General features: G+C 40.2%; 19 protein-coding genes. 12 read left to right on the forward strand and 7 right to left on the reverse strand.

Translation table 11 applies throughout. The annotated features are described in order from the left end of the window. The first annotated feature begins 158 nt into the window (after positions 1-158). From tig to L659_RS0114200, 6 genes are all read left to right on the forward strand, one after another. On the forward strand, positions 159-1,463 hold the full coding sequence (tig, locus tag L659_RS0114175; RefSeq protein ID WP_007580935.1) for a trigger factor: 1,305 nt from the start codon (positions 159-161) through the stop codon (positions 1,461-1,463). A 164-nt stretch (positions 1,464-1,627) separates the two neighbouring features. After that, the gene (clpP, locus tag L659_RS0114180) at positions 1,628-2,245 is read left to right on the forward strand and encodes an ATP-dependent Clp endopeptidase proteolytic subunit ClpP (RefSeq protein ID WP_024590978.1); all 618 of its coding nucleotides are present in this window, start codon (positions 1,628-1,630) and stop codon (positions 2,243-2,245) included. Positions 2,246-2,380: 135 nt separating this feature from the next. Continuing rightward, complete coding sequence (gene clpX / locus L659_RS0114185) at positions 2,381-3,664, forward strand: ATP-dependent protease ATP-binding subunit ClpX (protein ID WP_002958344.1); 1,284 nt, start codon at positions 2,381-2,383, stop codon at positions 3,662-3,664. 151 nt (positions 3,665-3,815) lie between these two features. Then, positions 3,816-6,185, forward strand: a complete 2,370-nt coding sequence (gene lon / locus L659_RS0114190) for an endopeptidase La (RefSeq protein ID WP_024590979.1) — start codon at positions 3,816-3,818, stop codon at positions 6,183-6,185. A 183-nt stretch (positions 6,186-6,368) separates the two neighbouring features. After that, complete coding sequence (locus tag L659_RS0114195; RefSeq protein WP_157823336.1) at positions 6,369-6,659, forward strand: HU family DNA-binding protein; 291 nt, start codon at positions 6,369-6,371, stop codon at positions 6,657-6,659. A gap of 171 nt (positions 6,660-6,830) precedes the next feature. Further along, complete coding sequence (locus L659_RS0114200; protein ID WP_024590980.1) at positions 6,831-8,732, forward strand: SurA N-terminal domain-containing protein; 1,902 nt, start codon at positions 6,831-6,833, stop codon at positions 8,730-8,732. A 108-nt stretch (positions 8,733-8,840) separates the two neighbouring features. Here the strand turns inward: L659_RS0114200 and L659_RS0114205 are convergent, their stop codons facing one another. The 7 genes from L659_RS0114205 to pspF all read right to left on the reverse strand — a co-directional run bounded on the left by L659_RS0114205 (position 8,841) and on the right by pspF (position 15,773). Continuing rightward, the gene (locus L659_RS0114205; protein WP_024590981.1) at positions 8,841-9,332 is read right to left on the reverse strand and encodes a VOC family protein; all 492 of its coding nucleotides are present in this window, start codon (positions 9,330-9,332) and stop codon (positions 8,841-8,843) included. Between the two features lie 85 nt (positions 9,333-9,417). Beyond that, entirely contained in the window at positions 9,418-10,179 is a 762-nt protein-coding gene (locus L659_RS0114210) for an ATP-binding cassette domain-containing protein (protein WP_024590982.1), read from the reverse strand. Next, a complete protein-coding gene (locus tag L659_RS0114215) occupies positions 10,179-11,171 on the reverse strand; it encodes a peptide ABC transporter ATP-binding protein (RefSeq protein ID WP_007580952.1) in 993 nt (330 codons plus the stop codon). Before L659_RS0114215 ends, L659_RS0114210 begins: the two co-directional genes overlap by 1 nt. Then, on the reverse strand, positions 11,172-12,065 hold the full coding sequence (locus tag L659_RS0114220; protein ID WP_024590983.1) for an ABC transporter permease subunit: 894 nt from the start codon (positions 12,063-12,065) through the stop codon (positions 11,172-11,174). Then, positions 12,052-13,086 carry an ABC transporter permease gene (locus tag L659_RS0114225; protein WP_007580956.1) on the reverse strand — a complete coding sequence of 345 codons (1,035 nt, stop codon included), beginning with the start codon at positions 13,084-13,086 and terminating at the stop codon, positions 12,052-12,054. The genes L659_RS0114220 and L659_RS0114225 overlap by 14 nt, the downstream gene beginning before the upstream one ends. Next, positions 13,086-14,693, reverse strand: coding sequence for an ABC transporter substrate-binding protein (locus L659_RS0114230; protein ID WP_010553755.1), 1,608 nt, complete (start codon positions 14,691-14,693; stop codon positions 13,086-13,088). The genes L659_RS0114225 and L659_RS0114230 overlap by 1 nt, the downstream gene beginning before the upstream one ends. Before the next feature lie 15 nt (positions 14,694-14,708). Beyond that, the gene (gene pspF / locus L659_RS0114235) at positions 14,709-15,773 is read right to left on the reverse strand and encodes a phage shock protein operon transcriptional activator (protein ID WP_024590984.1); all 1,065 of its coding nucleotides are present in this window, start codon (positions 15,771-15,773) and stop codon (positions 14,709-14,711) included. 186 nt (positions 15,774-15,959) lie between these two features. Between pspF and pspA the strand changes: the two genes are divergently transcribed. From pspA to L659_RS0114265, 6 genes are all read left to right on the forward strand, one after another. Beyond that, positions 15,960-16,619, forward strand: a complete 660-nt coding sequence (gene pspA / locus L659_RS0114240; protein WP_002958333.1) for a phage shock protein PspA — start codon at positions 15,960-15,962, stop codon at positions 16,617-16,619. A gap of 72 nt (positions 16,620-16,691) precedes the next feature. After that, a complete protein-coding gene (gene pspB / locus L659_RS0114245) occupies positions 16,692-16,925 on the forward strand; it encodes an envelope stress response membrane protein PspB (protein ID WP_024590985.1) in 234 nt (77 codons plus the stop codon). Beyond that, a complete protein-coding gene (pspC, locus tag L659_RS0114250) occupies positions 16,922-17,323 on the forward strand; it encodes an envelope stress response membrane protein PspC (protein WP_024590986.1) in 402 nt (133 codons plus the stop codon). Before pspB ends, pspC begins: the two co-directional genes overlap by 4 nt. Positions 17,324-17,386: 63 nt before the next feature. Then, positions 17,387-18,805: a YcjX family protein gene (locus L659_RS0114255; RefSeq protein WP_024590987.1), complete on the forward strand. Its 1,419-nt coding sequence runs from the start codon at positions 17,387-17,389 to the stop codon at positions 18,803-18,805. Continuing rightward, positions 18,802-19,827, forward strand: a complete 1,026-nt coding sequence (locus L659_RS0114260) for a TIGR01620 family protein (RefSeq protein WP_024590988.1) — start codon at positions 18,802-18,804, stop codon at positions 19,825-19,827. Before L659_RS0114255 ends, L659_RS0114260 begins: the two co-directional genes overlap by 4 nt. A 272-nt stretch (positions 19,828-20,099) precedes the next feature. Further along, entirely contained in the window at positions 20,100-21,371 is a 1,272-nt protein-coding gene (locus tag L659_RS0114265) for an IS4 family transposase (RefSeq protein WP_024590080.1), read from the forward strand. Positions 21,372-21,409: the final 38 nt, after the last annotated feature.

Consider the following 21,409-nt stretch of genomic DNA (forward strand, 5'->3'; position numbering starts at 1 on the left):
AACATAGTGCCCGAAGGGCAAAGCAGCAATGGTATCTCATGGTAGCGACGGATGCTTTTAAGTGTGAAAAACCGCTTAAACTTTATCAAGACTCATGCAGATCACTTTGTTTGTAAAGGAAGGCGAACAGTCGCCAAAATTGAATATTGAGGTAAATCATGCAAGTTTCTGTTGAGACGACCCAAGGCCTTGAGCGCCGTATAACTATCACCGTTCCTTCAGAGAACGTTGAGACCGAAGTAAAAAAACGCCTACAACAACTGTCAAAAACACAGCGTATAGATGGTTTCCGTGCTGGTAAAGTTCCAGTATCTGTAATTAACAAGCGTTTTGGCCCTGCAGTTCGTCAAGAAGTTGCTGGCGAAGTAATGCAACGTAATTACATTGAAGCAATCGTTTCTGAAAAAATCAATCCAGCTGGCGCGCCTACATTCGCACCTAAATCACTTGAAGCAGGTAAAGATTTAGAATTCTCAGCAACGTTTGAAGTTTACCCTGAAGTTGAAGTTCAAGGTTTAGATAAAATTACTGTTGAGAAACCAGCGGTAACAGTGACTGACGAAGATTTAGCTAACATGCTAGAAACACTTCGTAAGCAACACGCAGCGTGGGCTGATGTTGATGCAGCTGCTGGCGAAAACGACCGTGTAACAGTTGATTTCGTAGGTACTATCGACGGTGAAGTATTTGAAGGCGGCAAAGCTGAAGACTTCCCATTAGAACTTGGCCAAGGTCGTATGATCCCAGGTTTTGAAGATAACATCGTAGGTAAAAAAGCAGGCGAAGAAGTAGTTGCTGATGTAACTTTCCCTGATGATTACCACGCTGAAAACTTAAAAGGTAAAGCGGCTCAATTCACTATCACAGTGAAAAAAGTTGAAGCGCAAGAATTACCAGAATTAAGCGAAGAGTTTGCAACTAAATTCGGTGTTACCGAAGGCGGAGTAGACGCGCTTAAAGAAGAAGTTAAAAAGAACATGACACGTGAGCTAGACCAAGCGGTTAAAGCAAGCGTTAAAGACCAAGCAATCAAAGGTCTTTTAGCTAACAACGAAATCGAAGTGCCTAAAGCACTTGTTGATCAAGAAGTTGATGCTCTACGTCAGCAAGCAGCTCAACGTTTTGGCGGCGACGCTCAAAACATGCCAGAGCTTCCAGCTGAATTGTTCCACGAGCAAGCTGTAACACGTGTTAAAACTGGCCTTTTATTAGGTGAAGTGATTAAAGCTAACGAGATTAAAGTTGATGACGCTAAAGTTGAAGCATTAATCGCAACGGTAGCTTCTGCATACGAAGATCCAACTGAAGTAGTAGAATACTACAAAGGTAATGATCAACTTATGCAGCAAATGCGTAATGTAGCAATGGAAGAGCAAGCTGTTGAAGCTATTTTAGCTAAAGCAGTTGTTACTGATGTTGAAAAAGCATTTGATGACATCATGAATCCACAGCAAGGTGCTTAATAAGTCATTGACTTAAGCTCTCGCTAACGATTAAATGGCTCGTGCTACTCTGTTTATACAGCGTGCCCGGGCCATTTTAGTTTTTGGCTCTAAATTTGCGAAAAACGATAACTATGCTTCCTTATAATAAGGATAAGTATAAGCGCATAAGGAATTAAATAAGTATGAATACTGGTATTACAGATCCCCTAAATGCATTGGTCCCAATGGTTGTTGAACAAACACCGAAAGGCGAGCGCTCGTATGATATTTATTCGAGATTATTAAAAGAGCGTATTATCTTTTTAACAGGTCAAGTTGAAGACAACATGGCAAATCTGATTTTAGCGCAAATGCTATTTTTAGAATCAGAAAATCCTGATAAAGATATCTTTTTATACATCAACTCACCAGGTGGTTCAGTAACTGCGGGTATGGCTATTTACGACACAATGAACTTCATCAAACCAGATGTAAGTACAATATGTGTAGGTCAAGCTGCAAGCATGGGTGCTTTTTTACTTACTGCTGGCGCTAAAGGTAAGCGTTTTTGCCTACCAAACTCACGTGTGATGATTCACCAACCATTAGGTGGTTTCCAAGGTCAAGCATCTGACTTTGAAATACATGCTAAAGAAATTCTGTCTATTAAAGCTAAGCTTAATCGCTTAATGGCTGAGCATACAGGCCAACCATTAGATATTATCTCTAAAGACACAGATCGTGATAACTTTATGAGTGCCACGCAAGCTGTAGATTACGGCTTGGTAGACTCTGTGTTTACAAATCGCGACAAAAAGTAAGCGCTTGGCGAGCAGGATTGCCTGTTTGCCACTTTGAGTTACTATGCGAAAACTAATAAATTTTGGTATAGTTAAAGCGTATTGAAATAGCCGCCAACAGTTTTGGTGGCCAACGTAATAAAATGAGGTAGCTGAATGTCTGACACTCCTACAGACGGCGACAAAAGTAATAAATTGTTATACTGCTCTTTTTGTGGCAAAAGCCAACATGAAGTGCGTAAATTAATTGCAGGCCCTTCAGTATACGTTTGTGATGAATGTGTAGAGTTGTGTAACGATATTATCAGGGAAGAGATCAAAGACATTGCTCCTAAGCATGATACGTCTGACAAACTACCTGTACCAAAAGAAATTCGTAAACACTTAGACGATTATGTTATTGGTCAAGATCATGCTAAAAAAGTATTGTCTGTTGCCGTTTATAACCATTATAAACGCCTACGTAACCAATCGACTAAGCAAGACATTGAATTAAGTAAAAGTAATATTTTGCTTATCGGCCCAACAGGTAGTGGTAAAACATTACTTGCAGAAACATTAGCGCGTCTACTTGATGTGCCGTTTACTATGGCCGATGCCACTACATTAACCGAAGCAGGTTATGTAGGTGAAGATGTTGAAAACATCATTCAAAAGCTTTTACAAAAATGCGATTACGATGTTGAAAAAGCGCAACGTGGCATTGTTTACATTGATGAAATTGACAAAATTTCTCGTAAATCAGATAACCCGTCAATTACACGTGATGTATCGGGTGAGGGCGTTCAACAGGCGCTACTTAAACTGATTGAAGGCACCGTTGCTTCTGTTCCACCGCAAGGTGGTCGTAAACATCCACAACAAGAGTTTTTACAAGTAGATACGTCTAAAATCTTGTTTATTTGTGGTGGTGCATTTTCAGGCCTAGATAAAGTAATTGAGCAACGTAGCCATAAAAATACCGGTATCGGTTTTGGCGTTAGCGTAAAAGAATCTGCGGCGAGTCGTTCTTTAAGTGAAACATTTAAAGACGTAGAACCAGAAGATTTAGTTAAATACGGCTTAATTCCTGAGTTTATAGGTCGTTTGCCAGTAGTTGCTACGTTAACAGAACTTGACGAAGCTGCTCTTGTGCAAATATTGAGTGAACCTAAAAACGCGATTACTAAACAGTTCTCAGTATTGTTTGGTATGGAAGACGTTGAACTTGAGTTTCGCGATGATGCCTTAGCTGCAATTGCCCACAAAGCAATGGAGCGTAAAACAGGTGCACGTGGTCTTCGTTCAATCGTTGAAGGTGTGTTACTTGATACTATGTACGAACTTCCTTCAATGGATGACGTAAGCAAAGTGGTTATTGATGAAACCGTTATTAAAGGTGAGTCAGACCCAATCTTGATTTATGAAAATAATAAACAAGATAAAGCTGCATCAGAATAGTTTTTAAGCTATTTGAATGAAAAAAGGAGCCTTAGGCTCCTTTTTTTATAATTAATTTAATCGAGTATGGGAAAATTGTTGAACTTTAATTAGGTTATCCCCATATACTTGAGTAATCTTTAAAATAAATGAAGTGCGAAGAGAAACTATAATGACGCTTGAGAGAACCGACCGAGTCGAAATCCCAGTCCTTGCACTGCGCGATGTTGTGGTATACCCGCACATGGTGATCCCGCTTTTTGTTGGCCGTGAAAAATCAATAAAATGCCTAGAAGCGGCAATGGACAAAGACAAACAAATTTTCTTGGTTGCACAAAAAGATGCAACTGTAGATGAACCAGAGCAAGATGATATTTATCGTATCGGTACTATTGCCACTGTACTTCAGTTATTAAAATTACCAGACGGTACAGTTAAAGTTTTAGTTGAAGGTACACAGCGCGCACAAATTGAAGAATTTGTAGATAACGATGACTTTTTTGTTGCTAATGCTCAATTTATTGAATCTGATTCGGTAGACGAGAAAGAACAAGATATTTTTATTCGTAGCGCAATTAGCCAGTTTGAAGGCTATGTAAAGCTAAACAAAAAAATTCCACCTGAAGTACTAACTTCAGTTTCAGGTATTGATGAGCCAGCACGCCTTGCCGATACAATGGCAGCTCATATGCCGCTTAAAGTACCTGAAAAGCAAAAAGTGCTAGAAATTTCAAGCGTTACAGAACGTCTTGAATATTTAATGGCATTAATGGAAGGCGAAATAGACTTACTGCAAGTTGAGAAGAAAATTCGTACCCGCGTTAAAAAGCAGATGGAAAAGTCTCAGCGCGAGTATTACCTCAATGAGCAAATGAAAGCCATTCAAAAAGAGCTGGGTGAGCTTGACGATGTACCTGACGAATTTGAAGCACTTAAAAAACGCATCGAAGAATCGGGTATGCCAACAGAAGCACAAGACAAAGCGACGACAGAGCTTAATAAGCTTAAGATGATGTCGCCAATGTCTGCAGAAGCGACTGTAGTGCGTTCATACATTGACACATTAATTAATGTGCCATGGAAAAAACGCTCTAAAGTGAAAAAAGACTTAGCGGGCGCGCAAAAAATTCTTGATAGCGATCACCACGGCTTAGATAAAGTAAAAGAACGCATTATTGAGTACCTCGCGGTACAACAGCGTACTAATAAGCTTAAAGGGCCAATTTTATGTTTAGTTGGGCCACCAGGTGTTGGTAAAACATCACTTGGGCAATCTATAGCGCGTTCAACTGGTCGTAAGTATGTTCGTATGGCGCTTGGCGGCGTACGTGATGAAGCTGAGATCCGTGGTCATCGTCGTACTTATATTGGTTCAATGCCAGGTAAGTTAATTCAAAACATGACAAAAGTGGGCGTTAAAAATCCGTTATTTTTGTTAGATGAAATCGATAAAATGTCATCAGACATGCGTGGCGATCCAGCATCAGCACTATTAGAAGTGCTTGACCCTGAGCAAAATAGCCACTTTGCCGATCATTATCTTGAAGTAGATTACGATTTATCTGATGTTATGTTTGTAGCAACATCAAACAGCTTTAACATTCCTGGCCCATTATTGGACCGTATGGAAGTTATTCGTTTATCGGGTTACACCGAAGATGAAAAGCTAAACATTGCAAAAGAGCACTTAATTACTAAACAAGTAAAACGTAACGGCTTAAAAGAGTCTGAAATAGTTATCGAAGATAGTGCAATTATTGGCATTATTCGTTACTACACACGTGAAGCGGGCGTACGTAACCTAGAGCGCGAAATTTCAAAACTATGCCGTAAAGCAGTTAAAAATATCTTACTTGAAAAAGACACTAAAACAGTGACTATCAATCAAGATAACCTAGAAGACTTTTTAGGTGTGCAACGCTTTGATTATGGTAAAGCTGAAGATGGCGACCGTATTGGTCAAGTTACAGGTTTAGCATGGACAGAAGTTGGCGGTGATTTGCTAACAATCGAATGTGCGGCTGTACCAGGTAAAGGTAAACTTACTTATACCGGTTCACTGGGCGATGTAATGCAAGAGTCGATTCAAGCGGCAATGACGGTAGTACGTAATCGCGCAGATACATTTCGTATTAATAGCGATTTTTACGAAAAACGTGATATTCACGTTCACGTACCAGAGGGCGCAACACCTAAAGATGGTCCTAGTGCGGGCGCAGCAATGGTAACAGGTCTTGTATCTAGCTTAACGGGTAACCCTGTACGAGCAGATGTTGCAATGACCGGTGAAATTACGCTACGTGGTGAAGTACTTCCTATTGGTGGCTTAAAAGAGAAATTATTGGCGGCGCATCGTGGTGGAATTAAAACAGTAATCATTCCAAAAATTAACGAACGTGACTTAAAAGAGATTCCAGAGAATGTGCTGGCAGGTCTTGATATTCACCCAGTTACTTGGATTGACGAGGTGTTAAAGCTTGCTTTAGTGCATCCTGTTGAGAGTTTTTCGGTCGAAACACCTAAAAACCAAGAAAAAAGCTAAAAAAAGTGCTTTTTAGGGCTTTTCAAATCTAAACGGTATGATAAGTTAAGCACTGGTTTTCAAGCCTAGCCCTTATGGGGCGTAGGCTTAAGAAAAATATAATCATGTGAGCATTAAAAGTTTGCTCTACAATTTTCAAAAAAGTGATGTTAGTTTAAAAAACCATCGCTCTTGATAATAACAATGAAAGAGGATGATATTGTGAATAAATCTCAATTAATCGATCAAATCGCAGCTGATGCTGACATTTCTAAAGCGGCTGCAGGTCGTGCACTAGATTCATTCATCGAATCTGTATCTGGCGCGCTAAAAGAAGGCGACTCAGTTGCACTTGTTGGTTTTGGTACTTTCTCAGTACGTGACCGTGCTGCACGTTCAGGCCGTAACCCGCAAACTGGTGAAACAATCCAAATTGCTGCTGCAACTATTCCAGCTTTTAAAGCCGGTAAAGCGCTTAAAGACGCAGTAAACTAATCACTGTTTTAAACACATTAGTTATGGCGAGTGTAAAGTTACTGATTCACCACAACAGATGAATTAAGTAACTTTACCGCCAGTTACTTCAAGTGAAAAAGCGTATCTGGTAAGATACGCTTTTTTTACATGTGACAAGGTAAAATACCTTGATCAAAAAGAGATAAACAAATGCTTGAGAAAATCAGAGAAGGTTCGCAAGGACCTGTAGCCAAAATAATTTTAGGCGCGGTGATTTTATCTTTTGCCTTAGCAGGGATCGGTAGTTACTTAGGTCAAACCACAGAACAACCCGTTGCTGAAGTAAATGGAATTAAAATTAGTCAAACCGATTTTAACCGTGCTTACCAAAATGAACGTAGCCGTTTAGAGCAACAATTTGGTGAATACTTTACACAAATTGCCGCTGATCCAAATTACATGGCGCAAATTCGCCAAGGTGTAGTTGACCGCTTAGTACAACAAGAATTGCAATCACAGCTAGCGGCTGATTTAGGCCTTCGCGTAAGCGACGAAAGTGTACGTAAAACAATTTTAGAGCTACCGTACTTTCAAATTGGTGAAAAGTTTAATAACGATCGTTACTTACAAGTAATTCGTCAAATGAACTTTCAACCAGATGCTTTTCGTGAATACTTACGTAAAGATATGACACGTAGTCAGGTTGTATCAGCTGTTGCAGGTACAGACTTTGCCCTAGAGAGCGAGCTCAAAAGCGCAATTGCTCTACAGCAGCAAACTCGTAGTATTGACTACTTAGTCATTAATAAAGAAGCGCTTGCCGCGGACGTAGAAGTATCAGAGCAAGAAGTGTCTGATTACTACGAGCTAAACGCATCACAATTTTTATCTCCAGAGCTTATTTCAGTAAGTTATATTGAGCTTAAAGCAGCAGATATTAATGTTGAATCGGTAACCGGGGATGACGTTAAAGCGTATTACGAGCAAAACAAAGCGCAGTACATAGAACCTGAAAAACGTCGCGTATCACATATCTTAATTGATAACAGTGAAGACGATGATGCAGCAAAAGAAAAAGCCAATGCACTTCATGCACAACTAGAGCAAGGTGCAGACTTTGCTGAGTTAGCACAATCATCATCTGACGATATCGTTAGTGGCGAAATGGGCGGCGACCTTGAATGGATTGAACGTGACGTAATGGACCCTGCATTTGAAGATGCGACTTTCGCACTGCAAAACAAAGGTGACATTTCTGAGGTTGTTGCTTCTGAGTTTGGTTATCACATAATTAAACTTACAGACATTCAACCACAACAAGTTAAAGCGTATGACGATGTTAAAGCTGACTTACGTGCTGAATTAGAACAAGCTGAAAAAGTAGATGCATTTTACGAAAAGCAAACAGAAATGGGCGCACTTGCATTTGAAATTTCAGACCGCTTAGACGACGCTGCAGAAGTTGCTGAAGTTGAAGTTAAATCTACACCTCTTTTAGCACTTAATGCTCTACCAGAGCCTTTAAACAGCCCTGCAGTTGTAGCAGCACTAACATCAGTTGATTTACTTGAAGATAAAGTAAACTCTGAAGTTATTGAGCTTGGTGAGGAGCATGCAATTATTGTTCGTATTAACGAGCATAAACCTGCTGCTACTAAAGCGCTGGATGAAGTAAGCGAGCAAATTAAAGCGCGTTTAGTTAATGAAAAATCATCTGAGCTTGCTAAAGAAAAAGCGCGTAGCTTATTTGCAGAAGTACAAGCAGGTAAGAGCTTAAACGATGTAGCTAACGAGCAGAGCTTAACACTTCGCCAAGAAGCGCAGTTAACACGTCAAAGCTACACTGTTTCACCTGCTATTGTGACTCAAACATTTAAAATGGCTCACCCAGCAGGTTCTGTGGTAGTTGAGCTTGTTAATTTAAATAATGGTGATGCAGCAATTGTTGCGCTTAAGTCGGTAACAGATGCACAAGTTGCAGCTAATATTGACCCTCAAGCAAAACAAAGCATTACTATGGCGCAAGCTAATAAAAACTACATGGTATTTATTGAAGCGCTTAAAGCAAATGCTGAACTTAACTTACCAACGGCTACACAAACTGTTGAATAATTAATTTTAGCTCATAAAGAAAGGCGCTTTTAAAGCGCCTTTTTTATTGTCTTAAATAAAGTTGGTACATTACCAATTCGCTTAATTAAGTATTATTGCGGATTGGTATTAATTACCTCTGGCAATAAACTCAATTCGATTGCCGCTAGGCTCTCTTATCATCATATGTTGGGTTGGACCTTTACCTAAGTTTTCTGGTGCAAACTCTATAATAATATTATTTTGCATTTTTAAGTGTGTATGTAGCTCGCTTAACTTTTTGATACTTTCTACACTGAGTGCTAAATGGTGTAAGCCCACATTTTCTGCCCGATTAAACTCCACACGTTTTTCATCATTTTTTACGCGCCATAATGTAATGGTTATTTTATTGTTTGATAAAAAATAAGCGGGGTAGGTTGGATCACTTCCTAGCGTTTTAAAACCAAGTACATCAGTAAAAAATGCTTTGGATGCATTTAAGTTTGATACGGTTAAACCTAAATGATCAACGCCACCAACCCAACTTTTAGAGGTAGAGTTTTCGTCAGCTATTGAGGTTGTTGATAGCAGTAGTAACGCTAATGATGAAATGCCTGTGAGTAATGTTTTTTTTAGCATAGATCCTCTTTATGGTTTTAGTTGTTAAATTGCGCATTTAACAAAGACCTTCATAAAGGAGATTACATTACACGCTAGGTTGCGTTTAGCAGCTCAGTAATCGCTGCGTTACTTTTGATTGGGGGTTTTGAAAAACATCTTCAGTAGGGCCGTATTCAACTACTTCGCCTTTATCGAGTACAACCACAAAATCACTGATGTGGCGCACTAGACTTAAATGATGGGTGATCATCACATATGTAAGGCCTGTGTCGCGCTGCAGCTTAAGTAATAAATTCACTATTTGCGCGCGTATAGAAGGGTCTAAAGACGAAACAGCTTCATCAAGCACAATCACCTTAGGATCTAAAATTAATGCACGAGCAAACGCAACACGCTGTAGTTGCCCCACACTAAACATATGCGGGTAGTAGTGTTTATGATCGATTAACAAACCCACCTTTGAAAGCGTTGCATCAATCTTTTCAGTGCGTTCACTAGCATCAAGTTCAGTATTATATTGCAGGCAATCATCAAGCATTTCGCCAATGGTTAACCCCGGGTTGAGCGATGCAGCTGAATCTTGAAAAATCATACGAATATGGCGACATTGATTATCGCGTACGCCATTATCTTCGATAATATTATTCTCGAGCAAAATTTGCCCGCTATCAGCAGTATCAGCTCCAGAAAGTAGTTTTGCTAATGTACTTTTACCTGCACCTGTTTCACCAATTATGGCAATACTTTCGCCTTTACCGACACAAAATGAAATATTTTTAAGTACTTCAAACTTTTTACGTGAAAAAAGCCCAGCTCGCACATTGAATGTTTTTGAAAGCGCTTGTACTTTTAGTAGCGGCTGCATTATTTCATGTCCTTAATTAACGGAAAATGGCACGCATAACTATGACCATGATGCTTAGTAAGAGTGGGAGTTACCACGCAGGCTTTTTGTGCTTGCGGGCAGCGTGGCCCGAGGCGGCAGCCAATAGGCAAATGTTGCAGAGTAGGGATAGTCCCTTTAAGTGCATAAAAAGGTTCTTTATGCGCTAAACCTTGTTCGTAGTCAGGCAAGCTTTTTAGTAATGCTTGCGTGTATGGATGGCGAGGCTGTTTAAATATTTCATGGGTTGGGCCTGCTTCAACCATTTGCCCGCAATATAAAACATGAATGCCATGCGACCAATGTGCAATCTCTTCAAGTTCATGAGAGATCATCAAAATAGACATGTTTTTAAGTTGGTTTAAGCTTTTTAGTAATCTAAATACTTGTGCGCGAGTTGTGCTCTCAAGCGCTGTAGTTGGCTCATCTGCTATCAATAGCTTTGGAGTGCGTGCAATGGCCATTGCAATCATTACTTTTTGACATACGCCTTCTGAGAGCTCATGAGGGTAACTACTTAGTACTGCTTCGTGGTTTTTAATGCCCACTTTATGAATAAGCGCTTTTACTCTGTCTTTTCTCTCGCGGTTGCGCTTTAAAAAGAAACCTTTAGTTGCGATCTCTGGCAATGTTTCGGCAATTTGGTCAAATATTTTAGCGGTTGGGTCAAGGCAGCGACTTGGATCTTGATAGATCATCGCTATATCTTGGCTTACTATTTTACGGCGTTTCTCTGGACTTAAACGCATTAAGTCTACGCCGCGCCAATGAATACGGTCGGCAGTAATGTCCCAGCGTTCGTTCAATACACCAATAATCGCTTTTGCTATTAGGCTTTTACCAGAGCCAGACTCGCCCACAAGCGCATGTACTTCGCCCTCTTTTAAGCTAAAGCTCACTCTGTCTACGGCTCTAATTACAGTTTCAGAGGTACGTAGTTCAATTGTTAAGTTACGAACATCGAGTAATTGCATTTAATCAGCCTTACGTGCTTTTAGCACTTGTCGCAGGCCATCGCCCACTAAATTAGTAGATAACACGGCTAAAAATAACAGCACACCAGGTAGCGCTACAGTCCACGGCGCTAAATAAATAAGGCCTAAGTTTTCGGCTAATATTGCGCCCCATTCGGTCGTTGGTGGCTGAGCCCCTAATTTTAAAAATCCCAGTGCTGAAATATCTAATATAGCGGTAGAAAGCGCCATCGTGAATATAACCACAATATGCTCATAAATATTAGGGAAAATACCGCGCGATATAATATGCCAATTAGACGCACCATCGAGTCTAAACGCAGTAATGTAGTCTTTACTTAATTCATCAACAATCAGGTTACGCACTGAGTGAATAAACTGCGGCAGTAGCGCTAAAATAATTGCCCATACCGTATTCATTAAACCCGGGCCGAGTATGGCGATTATTATTATTGCCAATAACAAAGAAGGAATAGAAAGCGTTATATCAAGTAAGTGATTTAAAAAGCTTGAACGCAGCCCTTTACTAATCCCTGCAAAAGTACCCACTAACACACCAAAAATAGTCGTGATTAGGGCGGCTACAACAGAGAGGCCAAACGTATACGTAGCACCATTCATTAAGCGCGAGAGTACATCACGGCCTAAATCATCGGTACCTAAAAGAAAGCGTACATCGCCCATTTCTCGCCACGATGGCGGAATAAGCAGTGCATCAGTGTGTTGTTGGTTTACACCATACGGGGCTAAAAAAGGAGCGGTGGCGGCTAATAGTGCAAACGCCATAAATATCCATAAACCAACCAAAGCAGGGTGGTTATTTTTAAACTTTCGCCAAAATCGCGCCAGTGGCGATTTATTCGACTCTTCAGAAAATAAATTAAACTTTGCCATGGGCCTGATTCCGCGAGAGTGGATCGAATAAAGTGTAAGTAAGCTCAGCTGTAATAGAAGCTAAAATAACAAATAAAGACACTGCCATTAACCCGCCTTGAATTGCAGGGAAGTCACGCTGATAAATACTATCGATTAACCATCGGCCAATACCCGGCCACGAAAAAATAACTTCGGTAATCATCGCAAGCGTTATTAGCGTACTAAATTGCAAACCAATTTGCTTAATTACCGGCAGTAATGCATTACGCAGTGCATGGTGCATGATAAGTTGGCGGCGGTTAAGGCCTTTTGCCCTAGCTGTTTTAATAAAGTTTTGATCCATTACTTTAAGCATAGACTCGCGAGTAAAGCGCACTAATACAGTGGTTGGATACATAGCCAGTACAATAGTCGGAAGTGTTAAATGGCGCAGCGCATCAACAAAGGCCATTCCTTTATATGGAAAGCCAGCCAGTGCAATATCAATTAAAATAAAACCAGTACTGGCGGGTATTTCGTAAAGGAGCCCCATTCTTCCCGACATAGGAAACCAGCCAAGCTTTAATGAAAAAACCATTATTAATAACAATGCGAGCCAAAATACAGGCATTGAATAACCCACCATAGTGGTGGAATTTATAAGCTTGTCTGGCCAACGTTTATGATACCCAGAGCCTAAAATGCCAGTCGGTACACCAATAACAACCGATACAATTAATGCGTATACGCTTAGCTCTAAAGTAGCCGGTAACAAATCAACAATATGGCTAAACACACTATTACCAGAGGCAAATGAAAGCCCCCAATCACCCTGAAATATTCGCCCTAAAAAGGCAATGTATTGCATAAAGTAATTGCTGTTATATAAATATTTGTCTTCAAGCTCACTATGCTGTGCAAAGTTACTACTTGGTATGCCGCTTAAATTACTTAGCGGATCACCGGGAAATAAATACGCCAGTGAAAACGTAAATACGCTGAGCATCAGTATCATAAAAAAGAACAAACCAAGGCGACGTAAAATATAATCTAAGATCATTATTTCTTCCTCGCATTGGCAAGCGAAATAGCGCCAAACGGGCCAAGTGTTATGCCTTCCACGTCGGCGCTACTCGCTTGAAAGCGCAGGCCATGAGCAATAGGTAATAACGGCAGCTCTTGAATAATTAAGCTTTGTGCGTCTTCGTAGTATTTTTTACGTTTGTTTAAATCAGTGGTGTCTAGTGCTTGAGTAAGCAATAAATCAAATTGGGGATTACACCAGTTTGCTGGGTTTTTACCACTAAAAGTAGCGGTACAACTCAGCAGTGGGCTAAAAAAGTTATCAGGATCGGGTGTATCTGCGGCCCAACCAAGTAATACACTGTCGTGCCTATGCTCGCCAATACGTTGAATAAACGTGTTCCACTCATATTCTACAATGCTTACATTAACGCCCACTTTGCGTAAATCACTTTGCATAAGCTCAGCCATTTTTCGCGCGTTAGGGTTATAAATACGACTCACAGGCATAGCCCATATCGTCATATCAAAGCCATCAGGTAAGCCAGCTTCAATTAGTAACTTTTTAGCAAGTTCTGGATCAAACGTAGGTATATCTTCTTGTGGCTCAAACGCCCAAGAGGTTGGCGGCAAAATAGATTGTGCGCGAGTACCGTTACCGTAATAAACCGCCTGCATTATTTTATCTACATCTATTGCATGTGCGAGTGCTTGGCGTACGCGTAAGTCGTCAAACGGGGCACGTTCTGTATTAAACGCCCAATAACCTATGTTTAAGTTCGTTTCTTTTTCAACGTTTATATCATCACGTTGCGCTAAAATACTCAATTGCGCACTACTTGGATGAGCCGTTACATCGCACTCTTTAGTCAGCATTTTTGCTATACGCGTAGTGCCGTTAGGGGTTATGTCGTAAACCAATTGTTCAAGTGCAACGTCGTGCTTCCAATAAAGTGGATTACGGTAAAAGCGTACAAGGTGATCTCGGCGGTATTCTTTATAAATATATGGGCCAGTGCCAATAGGGTACTGATCAAATAAGTTTTCTTCGTTTTTTTTCTTAAGTTCCATGGCGTATTCTTCTGAAAGCACTACGGCAAAGTCGGTGGCCATATTAGCTAAAAAGCTGCTTTCAGGATTAAACAGTTCAAAACGCACTTGGTAGTCAGACACGCGCACAATTTTACGAATGAGTTGATCAATCCCCACACTTTGAAAATACGGGTAATTAGCATCGCCCACAAAGTGATATGGATTGTATACATCGAATAATCGGCTAAAGGTGAATATAACGTCGTCGGCGTTAAAATCCCGCGATGGGGTAAAATAAGAAGTTGTATGAAACTTTACATCTTTACGCAAGGTAAAGGTAACCGATTTACCATCTTTACTAATTTTCCAATCGGTTGCTAACTCACTTTGAAATTCTGCCGTAACAGGGTCAATGCTAATTAAACGGTCGTATAATTGGTTAGCAATTATATCAATAGTTGAACCGGTGGTCGTGACTTGCGGATTAAACGACACAGGGTTAGCTTCAGCGCAATAAACTAAGCCTTGGTTTTTTTCTTCTATGATTTCTTCTTTGCTATCAAGGCAACCAACTAAAGTGGTGGCAAGCAAAACAAGTAATAATTTATGCACCCGCATAACCTCTGACTATTGTTGATCCAACAAGTTGTATTTTTTAAGATAACCACGTAATTGATGATACGTTAAACCAAGTACTTCTGCAGTTTTCTTTTGATTAAATTGGCTATGTTCGAGCGCTTTATTAATCATGTTTATTTCAAAGTCGTTTGAGCGCTCTTTTAAGCTGCACGGAAATTGAATATCAACGGCTATATTACTGCTTGCTTGAGCAATCGGCGGCGCAACAACAATAGGCTCGGCATTAACAGTTTGAGCCGCTATAGGTGCTTTAATGCGCGCTTTTGGTCTAAATGGGCTATCGAATGGGTCTAAAATAATCTGGTGAACGGGGATATGTTCACTACCGTGACGATACAAACTGCGTTCAACCACATTTTTAAGTTCACGAATATTACCAGGCCAATCATAACTAAGCAGTGTTTCTGTTGCGATTCGGGTAAAACCGCTAAACAGTTCCCACTCTAAATCGCGCGCCATATTCATCGCAAACTGCTCAGCAAGAAGCATAATATCGTCTTGGCGTTCGCGCAGTGGCGGCAGGGTAATTACATCAAAGGCAAGGCGATCGAGTAAGTCACTTCTAAATTCACCTTGCTCAGCCAAATAAGGGAGGTCTTCGTTTGTAGCACACACTAAGCGTGTATCTACTTTTACAGTTTGTTTGCCGCCAACACGTTCAAACTCACCGTATTCTATAACGCGCAGCAATTTTTCTTGTACCATAGCTGAGGTATTAGCTAATTCATCTAAAAACAGTGTGCCGCTGTTAGCGCGTTCAAAACGACCTTCGTGGCGTTTGCTTGCCCCCGTAAAAGCACCGCTTTCGTGGCCAAACAATTCACTTTCGAGTAAGTTTTCGTTAAGTGCTGCACAGTTAAGTTTTACGTAGTTTTGATCCCAACGCTTTGATAAAAAGTGTAAGCGTGCTGCTATTAGCTCTTTACCTGTGCCGCGTTCACCAATAATAAGTACCGGTTTATCTAAATTAGCCAGTTGCGATACCTGATCTAATACAGACAGAAAGCTATCTGATTGGCCGAGTAAATTATCCTGTTGGCGATATTGGCTCATATTTCCTAACTCTTGGTCATTTTTACTAACAGTTAGTGTATTTCATAAGTAGGGATAACTAAAGAAATTTGTATATTTAGTTTAACGTAATGAAAATAAAGTGTATTTTAACTTTTAAAAAGTTGGCAAGCATATTGATACTAGTTATAGCAGACTAACTAAGTTTTAATTACAGAGGTAAATGTTATGGGAATTTTTTCACGTTTTGCAGATATTGTTAATTCTAATATCAACGCCATTTTAGATAAAGCAGAAGACCCAGAAAAAATGGTTCGTCTGATTATTCAAGAAATGGAAGATACGCTTGTTGAAGTACGTTCTACATCAGCTAAAACATTGGCTGAGAAAAAAGAAATCGTACGCCGCTTAGATACGCTTAAAGCACAGGTAAGTGATTGGCAAGATAAAGCCGAACTGGCTTTAAGTAAAGACCGCGACGATTTAGCGCGCTCAGCCCTACTTGAAAAGCAAAAGTCGGCAGATGCCGTTGCTTCAGTCGCTAGTGAACTTGAACATGTAGAGTCTCATATTGAGAAATTACAGCAAGAAGTAACGACACTACAAGAAAAGCTAGCAGATGCGAAATCTCGTCAAAAAGCAATTATACTTCGCCAACGTTCGGCTGAGTCGCGTCTTGAAGTGAAAAAGACACTTGATAGCTCAAAAGTAGAAGACGCACTTAACCGCTTTGAACGTTACGAAACTAAAATTGATGGACTAGAATCTCAAATTGAGTCTTACGATTTAGGTAAAAAGACGTTAGCGGACGAAATTGCTAATCTACAAAAAAATGAAAAGATAGATGATGAGCTAGCCGAACTTAAAAAGAAGCTAGCTGATAAATAATTACATATAAAAATATATGGGGCCCATGTGCCCCAGCTTAAAAACATCAAAACGGATTGTCAGGAGAGGATTATGTTTGATCCAGAGATACTAGTTGCACCATTTATCTTGTTTATGATTTTTGTTGCTCCGCTGTGGCTAATTTTGCACTACCGTAGCAAAAAACAAGTAAGCCAAGGTTTAAGTGAACACGAGCATCGCCAATTACTTGAGCTTGCGCAAAAGGCAGAAAAAATGGCCGATCGGTTAGAAACACTTGAAGCATTGCTTGATCAAGAGTCACCACAATGGAGACGCAAAGTATGAGTGCCAAACGCGAATTATTAAGAGACCCACAACGCGGTAAAATAGCCGGTGTATGTGCGGGATTAAGTGACTACTTTAATATGGAGTTATGGTTAGTTCGCATTATATTTGTTAGTGCGGTACTGCTAACGGGTGGCCCATTATTTGTGGTAGCGTATATTGCAGCCTGGTTCATTTTAGATAAAAAAGAGCCCGCAACAGCGCAAACAAAAAGCTCAACTAAGCATGACGATCCGCTAGAAGTAAAATTTAAAGTATGGCAAAAGGGCGAGCCACCGCGCCGCGCATTGCAAGATTTAAAAGAGCGTTTAACGCGTGTAGATACTCGCCTTCAAGATATGGAGCGCCATGTAACTTCAAGCGAGTTTACGGTGAGCCGTGAAATTAACAAACTTTAAAGGATTTAATAGCACCTTATTTGCAGCGTGATAAATTACGGCAAATTAGGTGCAAGACACTTTATGAGCCAATCATTTGCAAAAAAGACCTTTAAAAGTATTAAAGGCAAAGCACAAAAAGCCCTTCATCGCAGTTTAGACCAACACGTAAAACTTGCCGTAACGGGCCTAAGTGGTAGTGGTAAAACAGCCTTTATTACCGCGCTTGTTAAACACTTAACAACCCAAGCAGACGATAAAAACTTACCTTTTTTTGATGTAATGCGCGAGCACCGCCATGTGGCCACTAAAGTTGTGCCGCAAGAAGCGTTAAAAGTCCCTACGTTTAATTATACGCGCGCGCTAAATTCATTATTACCCAGCGATGGGATGCCTACATGGCCTGCATCAACCGAGCGGATTAATACGCTGCGCTTGGCAATAAAGTATCAGAGTAATGCAGGGCTGCGCGGCCACTTTTCGCCGCAATCAACGCTTTATTTAGATATTATTGACTACCCGGGTGAATGGCTCCTTGATTTACCTATGCTTGAGCAAAGCTATTCTCAATGGTGCGAGCAGCAATACCCGTTATTAACTCAACCTTCGCGCGTAAACACATCAAGTGATTTTTTAGCGGCCGTTGAGCAACTTGACTTAAACGCTCCCGTTGATGAAAACGCACTTGCCCATATTGCTCAGCTTTATCAAAGCATGTTAGTCGGGCTTAAAAAAGACACCAAACTTGCCATGTTACAACCTGGGCGCATGCTAATGCCTGGCGACTTACAAGGCGCGCCATTGCTATTGTTTTTCCCGGTATCGGGTGAAGTAAATAGTGACGATGTCGTTGCGGGTTCTAATTTAGCGCATTTAATTAAGCGCTTTAACGCTTATATAAAAGAAGTTGTAAAACCATTTTATAATGAGCATTTTAGACACTTCGATCGCCAAATCGTACTTGTAGATGTACTTAGTGCGCTAAACGAAGGGCACGAAACACTCCAAGAGCAAAGCTGTGTAATAAACCAATTACTCGCACACTTTAATTACGGTGAGTCAGGCTTTTTTAAACGTTTATTTAAGCCCAACATAGACAAAATATTATTTGCAGCTAATAAGTCAGATCATATAAGTGCTAAGCACCATAAAGATTTAGCACTGCTACTTGATTCGCTCGTGCATGAGCAAAGTAATCATTTAAAGTTTGATGGTGTAAAAATAGAAACCATGGCCATGTCGTCAATTACAGCAACGCAGCCGCGCCAAATTACCGACAAAGGCCAAACGCTTGACTGCATTTACGGTAAACCGCTAAACGAGCCTGATTGGCTTACGTATTTACCGCCGCAGCCCCCCACGCGAATGCTTAATAAAAGTGAGTGGCCAGCACAGGGATTTGAGTTTTTATCGTTCTCTCCAATGCCGAGCCCCGATAAACAACTAAAACATATTCGATTAGATCATGTCATGCAGTACCTGCTAGGAGACAAATTAACATGAGTGAGTCAAACCAACCATTTCAAGCAGGGCGTCGTATAGATACGCAAAACATTGAGCAAAACGAACCCGTTTTAGCACCTGCAAAAATTATTCAGCACGGACAAAGTGATTACGAAGAACTTGAAGATGAAGCACTAGAGCCAGAAATAGATCTGGAACCTGTGTACAAAAAGTCAAAGTGGCAAACACTTAAAGGTGTTTTTGCTATTAGTTTTATAGTACTGGTGCTTTTAGAGTTTGCATACTCGTTATTATTTGCTTTCGAGCAGTCAATTATTTTAGGCAGTGTTTATTTAACCGCGGTTGTAAGTGGTGTGCTGCTAATAGGGCGCTTATTGTGGCGAGAGTACCGAATGCTGCGCAGTTTAAAGCGTAACCAATTGCACCGAGTTGAAGCCGACAGGCTTTTAAACAGCGAGCAAGTAGGCGGTGCATTACCTTGGCTTGAAAAGCTCAATAAACACCAGGAGCTTGATAACTTTGAAACCTTTAAAAACCAAGTAGCGACGCATCACAGCGACAAAGAAATAATGACGCTGTACGCCAATAGTTTATTAATAACCCAAGACACCAAAGCTAAAAAGCTTATAAATCGTTTTGCGACTGAATCTGCACTGCTAGTTGCCCTAAGCCCACTTGCGCTGGTGGATATGATGGCTGTGCTTTGGCGCGGTACTAAGTTAATAGAACAAATTGGTAAAATTTACGGCATTGGTTTTGGCTACGCGAGCCGTATAAAGTTATACCGTATGCTGATAAAACAAGTAATGTTTGTAGGCAGTGCTGAGCTTGTATCTGACCTTGCTGCAACTGCATTAAGTGCTGAGCTTTTAGGTAAGCTTTCGGGGCGGGCTGCGCAAGGTGTCAGTGCCGGTATTTTTACAGCGCGTATTGGTTACAAAGCAATGGAGCTTAGTCGCCCATTACCACGGCTTGAAAACAAACGCAGCTTACTAAAAGGCACTGTGCAAAGCATCGCAGGTAAAATTATGAGCCGCAAAAAGGCGGAACCAACACACTAGGGTCTGTTGAACTTTCAAGGTTAAGTTTGCAGCAGTCTGTTTGGTATTTAGGCAAGGCAGAGCCTATGTAGTGTGGTTATTCCCCATAAATAGGTGATAACGTAGCATTAATGCCAAACAGGCGCTGCCCAAAGGGTTCTTCCTAGGGGCTATTTACTCTTTGTTGCCTATATGGATGTCATAGGTAAGATCTTAAGAAATTGAGTTGAAGCTCAATTCATGATCAAATGGTTGTTACCACACAAACCACAGAATCAAGAAAAGAGCTTCAAATGAATGCTAACATTTTTATTAATAAGTTAAAAAGTATCCTAAGTGAAAAAAAACTGAACCGACTTGGTAAACAAGTAGCATTTACTAAAAGAGAAAGAAATATTACCGCATTTCATATGGTTGTTAGTCTTGTTGCTGCGCTTGGGGATAAAAAAACGATCTATTTATCCGAAATATTAAGAGTTTATAATCAGCTAACAGGGCAGTCTATTAAGTATAAGCCTTTTCATAACCAGTTAGTTAAACCTGAACTAGCTGAACTAATGCGAGAGGTAACAAATAGAGTTTTTAATTGTTGGATAAATGATGCGCTTAAGTACACGAAAAAAGATTTGTTCAAGTTTGAGAATATTTTAATTCAGGACGGTAGCTCTATTATGCTTCATCGTTCTTTAAAAGATGTTTTTCCTGGGCGATTTTCAAATACGTGTCCAGCAGCGATTGAATTGCATGCTACTTTAAATTTAACGCAAGGTTGCTTTGAAAAAGCAGGTATAACACCAGACAGTTATTCTGAACGTGAAGAACTTCCAACATTTAAAGAGTTGAAAGGACAGTTGTTACTTGCTGATAGAGGGTATTATTCAGGTAGTTATATTCATGAATTAGATAAAGCAGGAGGATTTTACGTATTAAGAGCTAAGGGGTTAAAAGCAGTCAGAGTACATAATGCTTTTAAGCAAAATGGACAGGAATTAACAGGAAGTCATTCCCCAAAGTTATGTGAATTGCTCCCCGAATTACCTAAAAATGATCTTATTGATATGAATGTTAGCATAAAAAACAAGCTAACAAGAGTCGTTGGGTATTGGTCAAAAAAAGAAAAACAATATACATTTTTAGTCACTAATTTATCTATTGATGAATTTACAGCGACTGAAATAGGCAAATTATATAGGTTACGCTGGCAGGTTGAATTACTTTTTAAGGAGTGTAAGTCTTATAATAATTTACGCGGCTTTCAAACATCAAACGCAACCTTACAAGAGGCGCTAATTTATGTAAGTTTAATAGTAACCACGCTTAAAAGGTTTTTAACTGGCTGTATTGAAAAGATATTCAAAACTGAAATGTCTACAATGACAGTAGCAAAAACAACGGGTGTTTGGTGGATTGGCATATTAACAGCGATTATTAGGAAGCATAGGAAAGGATTGTTAAATGCAGTTAATGGAGCATTTGACTTTCTGAGGAAAAATGCTGCTAGGGCACACCCCAAACGCGATCGAAAAACAGGAGTATTTCAGTATGGGGTAGAGCCAAATTTTTAAGGCTGTACTTAATGTTTTTCTTAAGTACCTACCTATGA

The organism is Pseudoalteromonas sp. S8-8, assembly GCF_000497875.1.
Taxonomy (GTDB): domain Bacteria; phylum Pseudomonadota; class Gammaproteobacteria; order Enterobacterales; family Alteromonadaceae; genus Pseudoalteromonas; species Pseudoalteromonas arctica.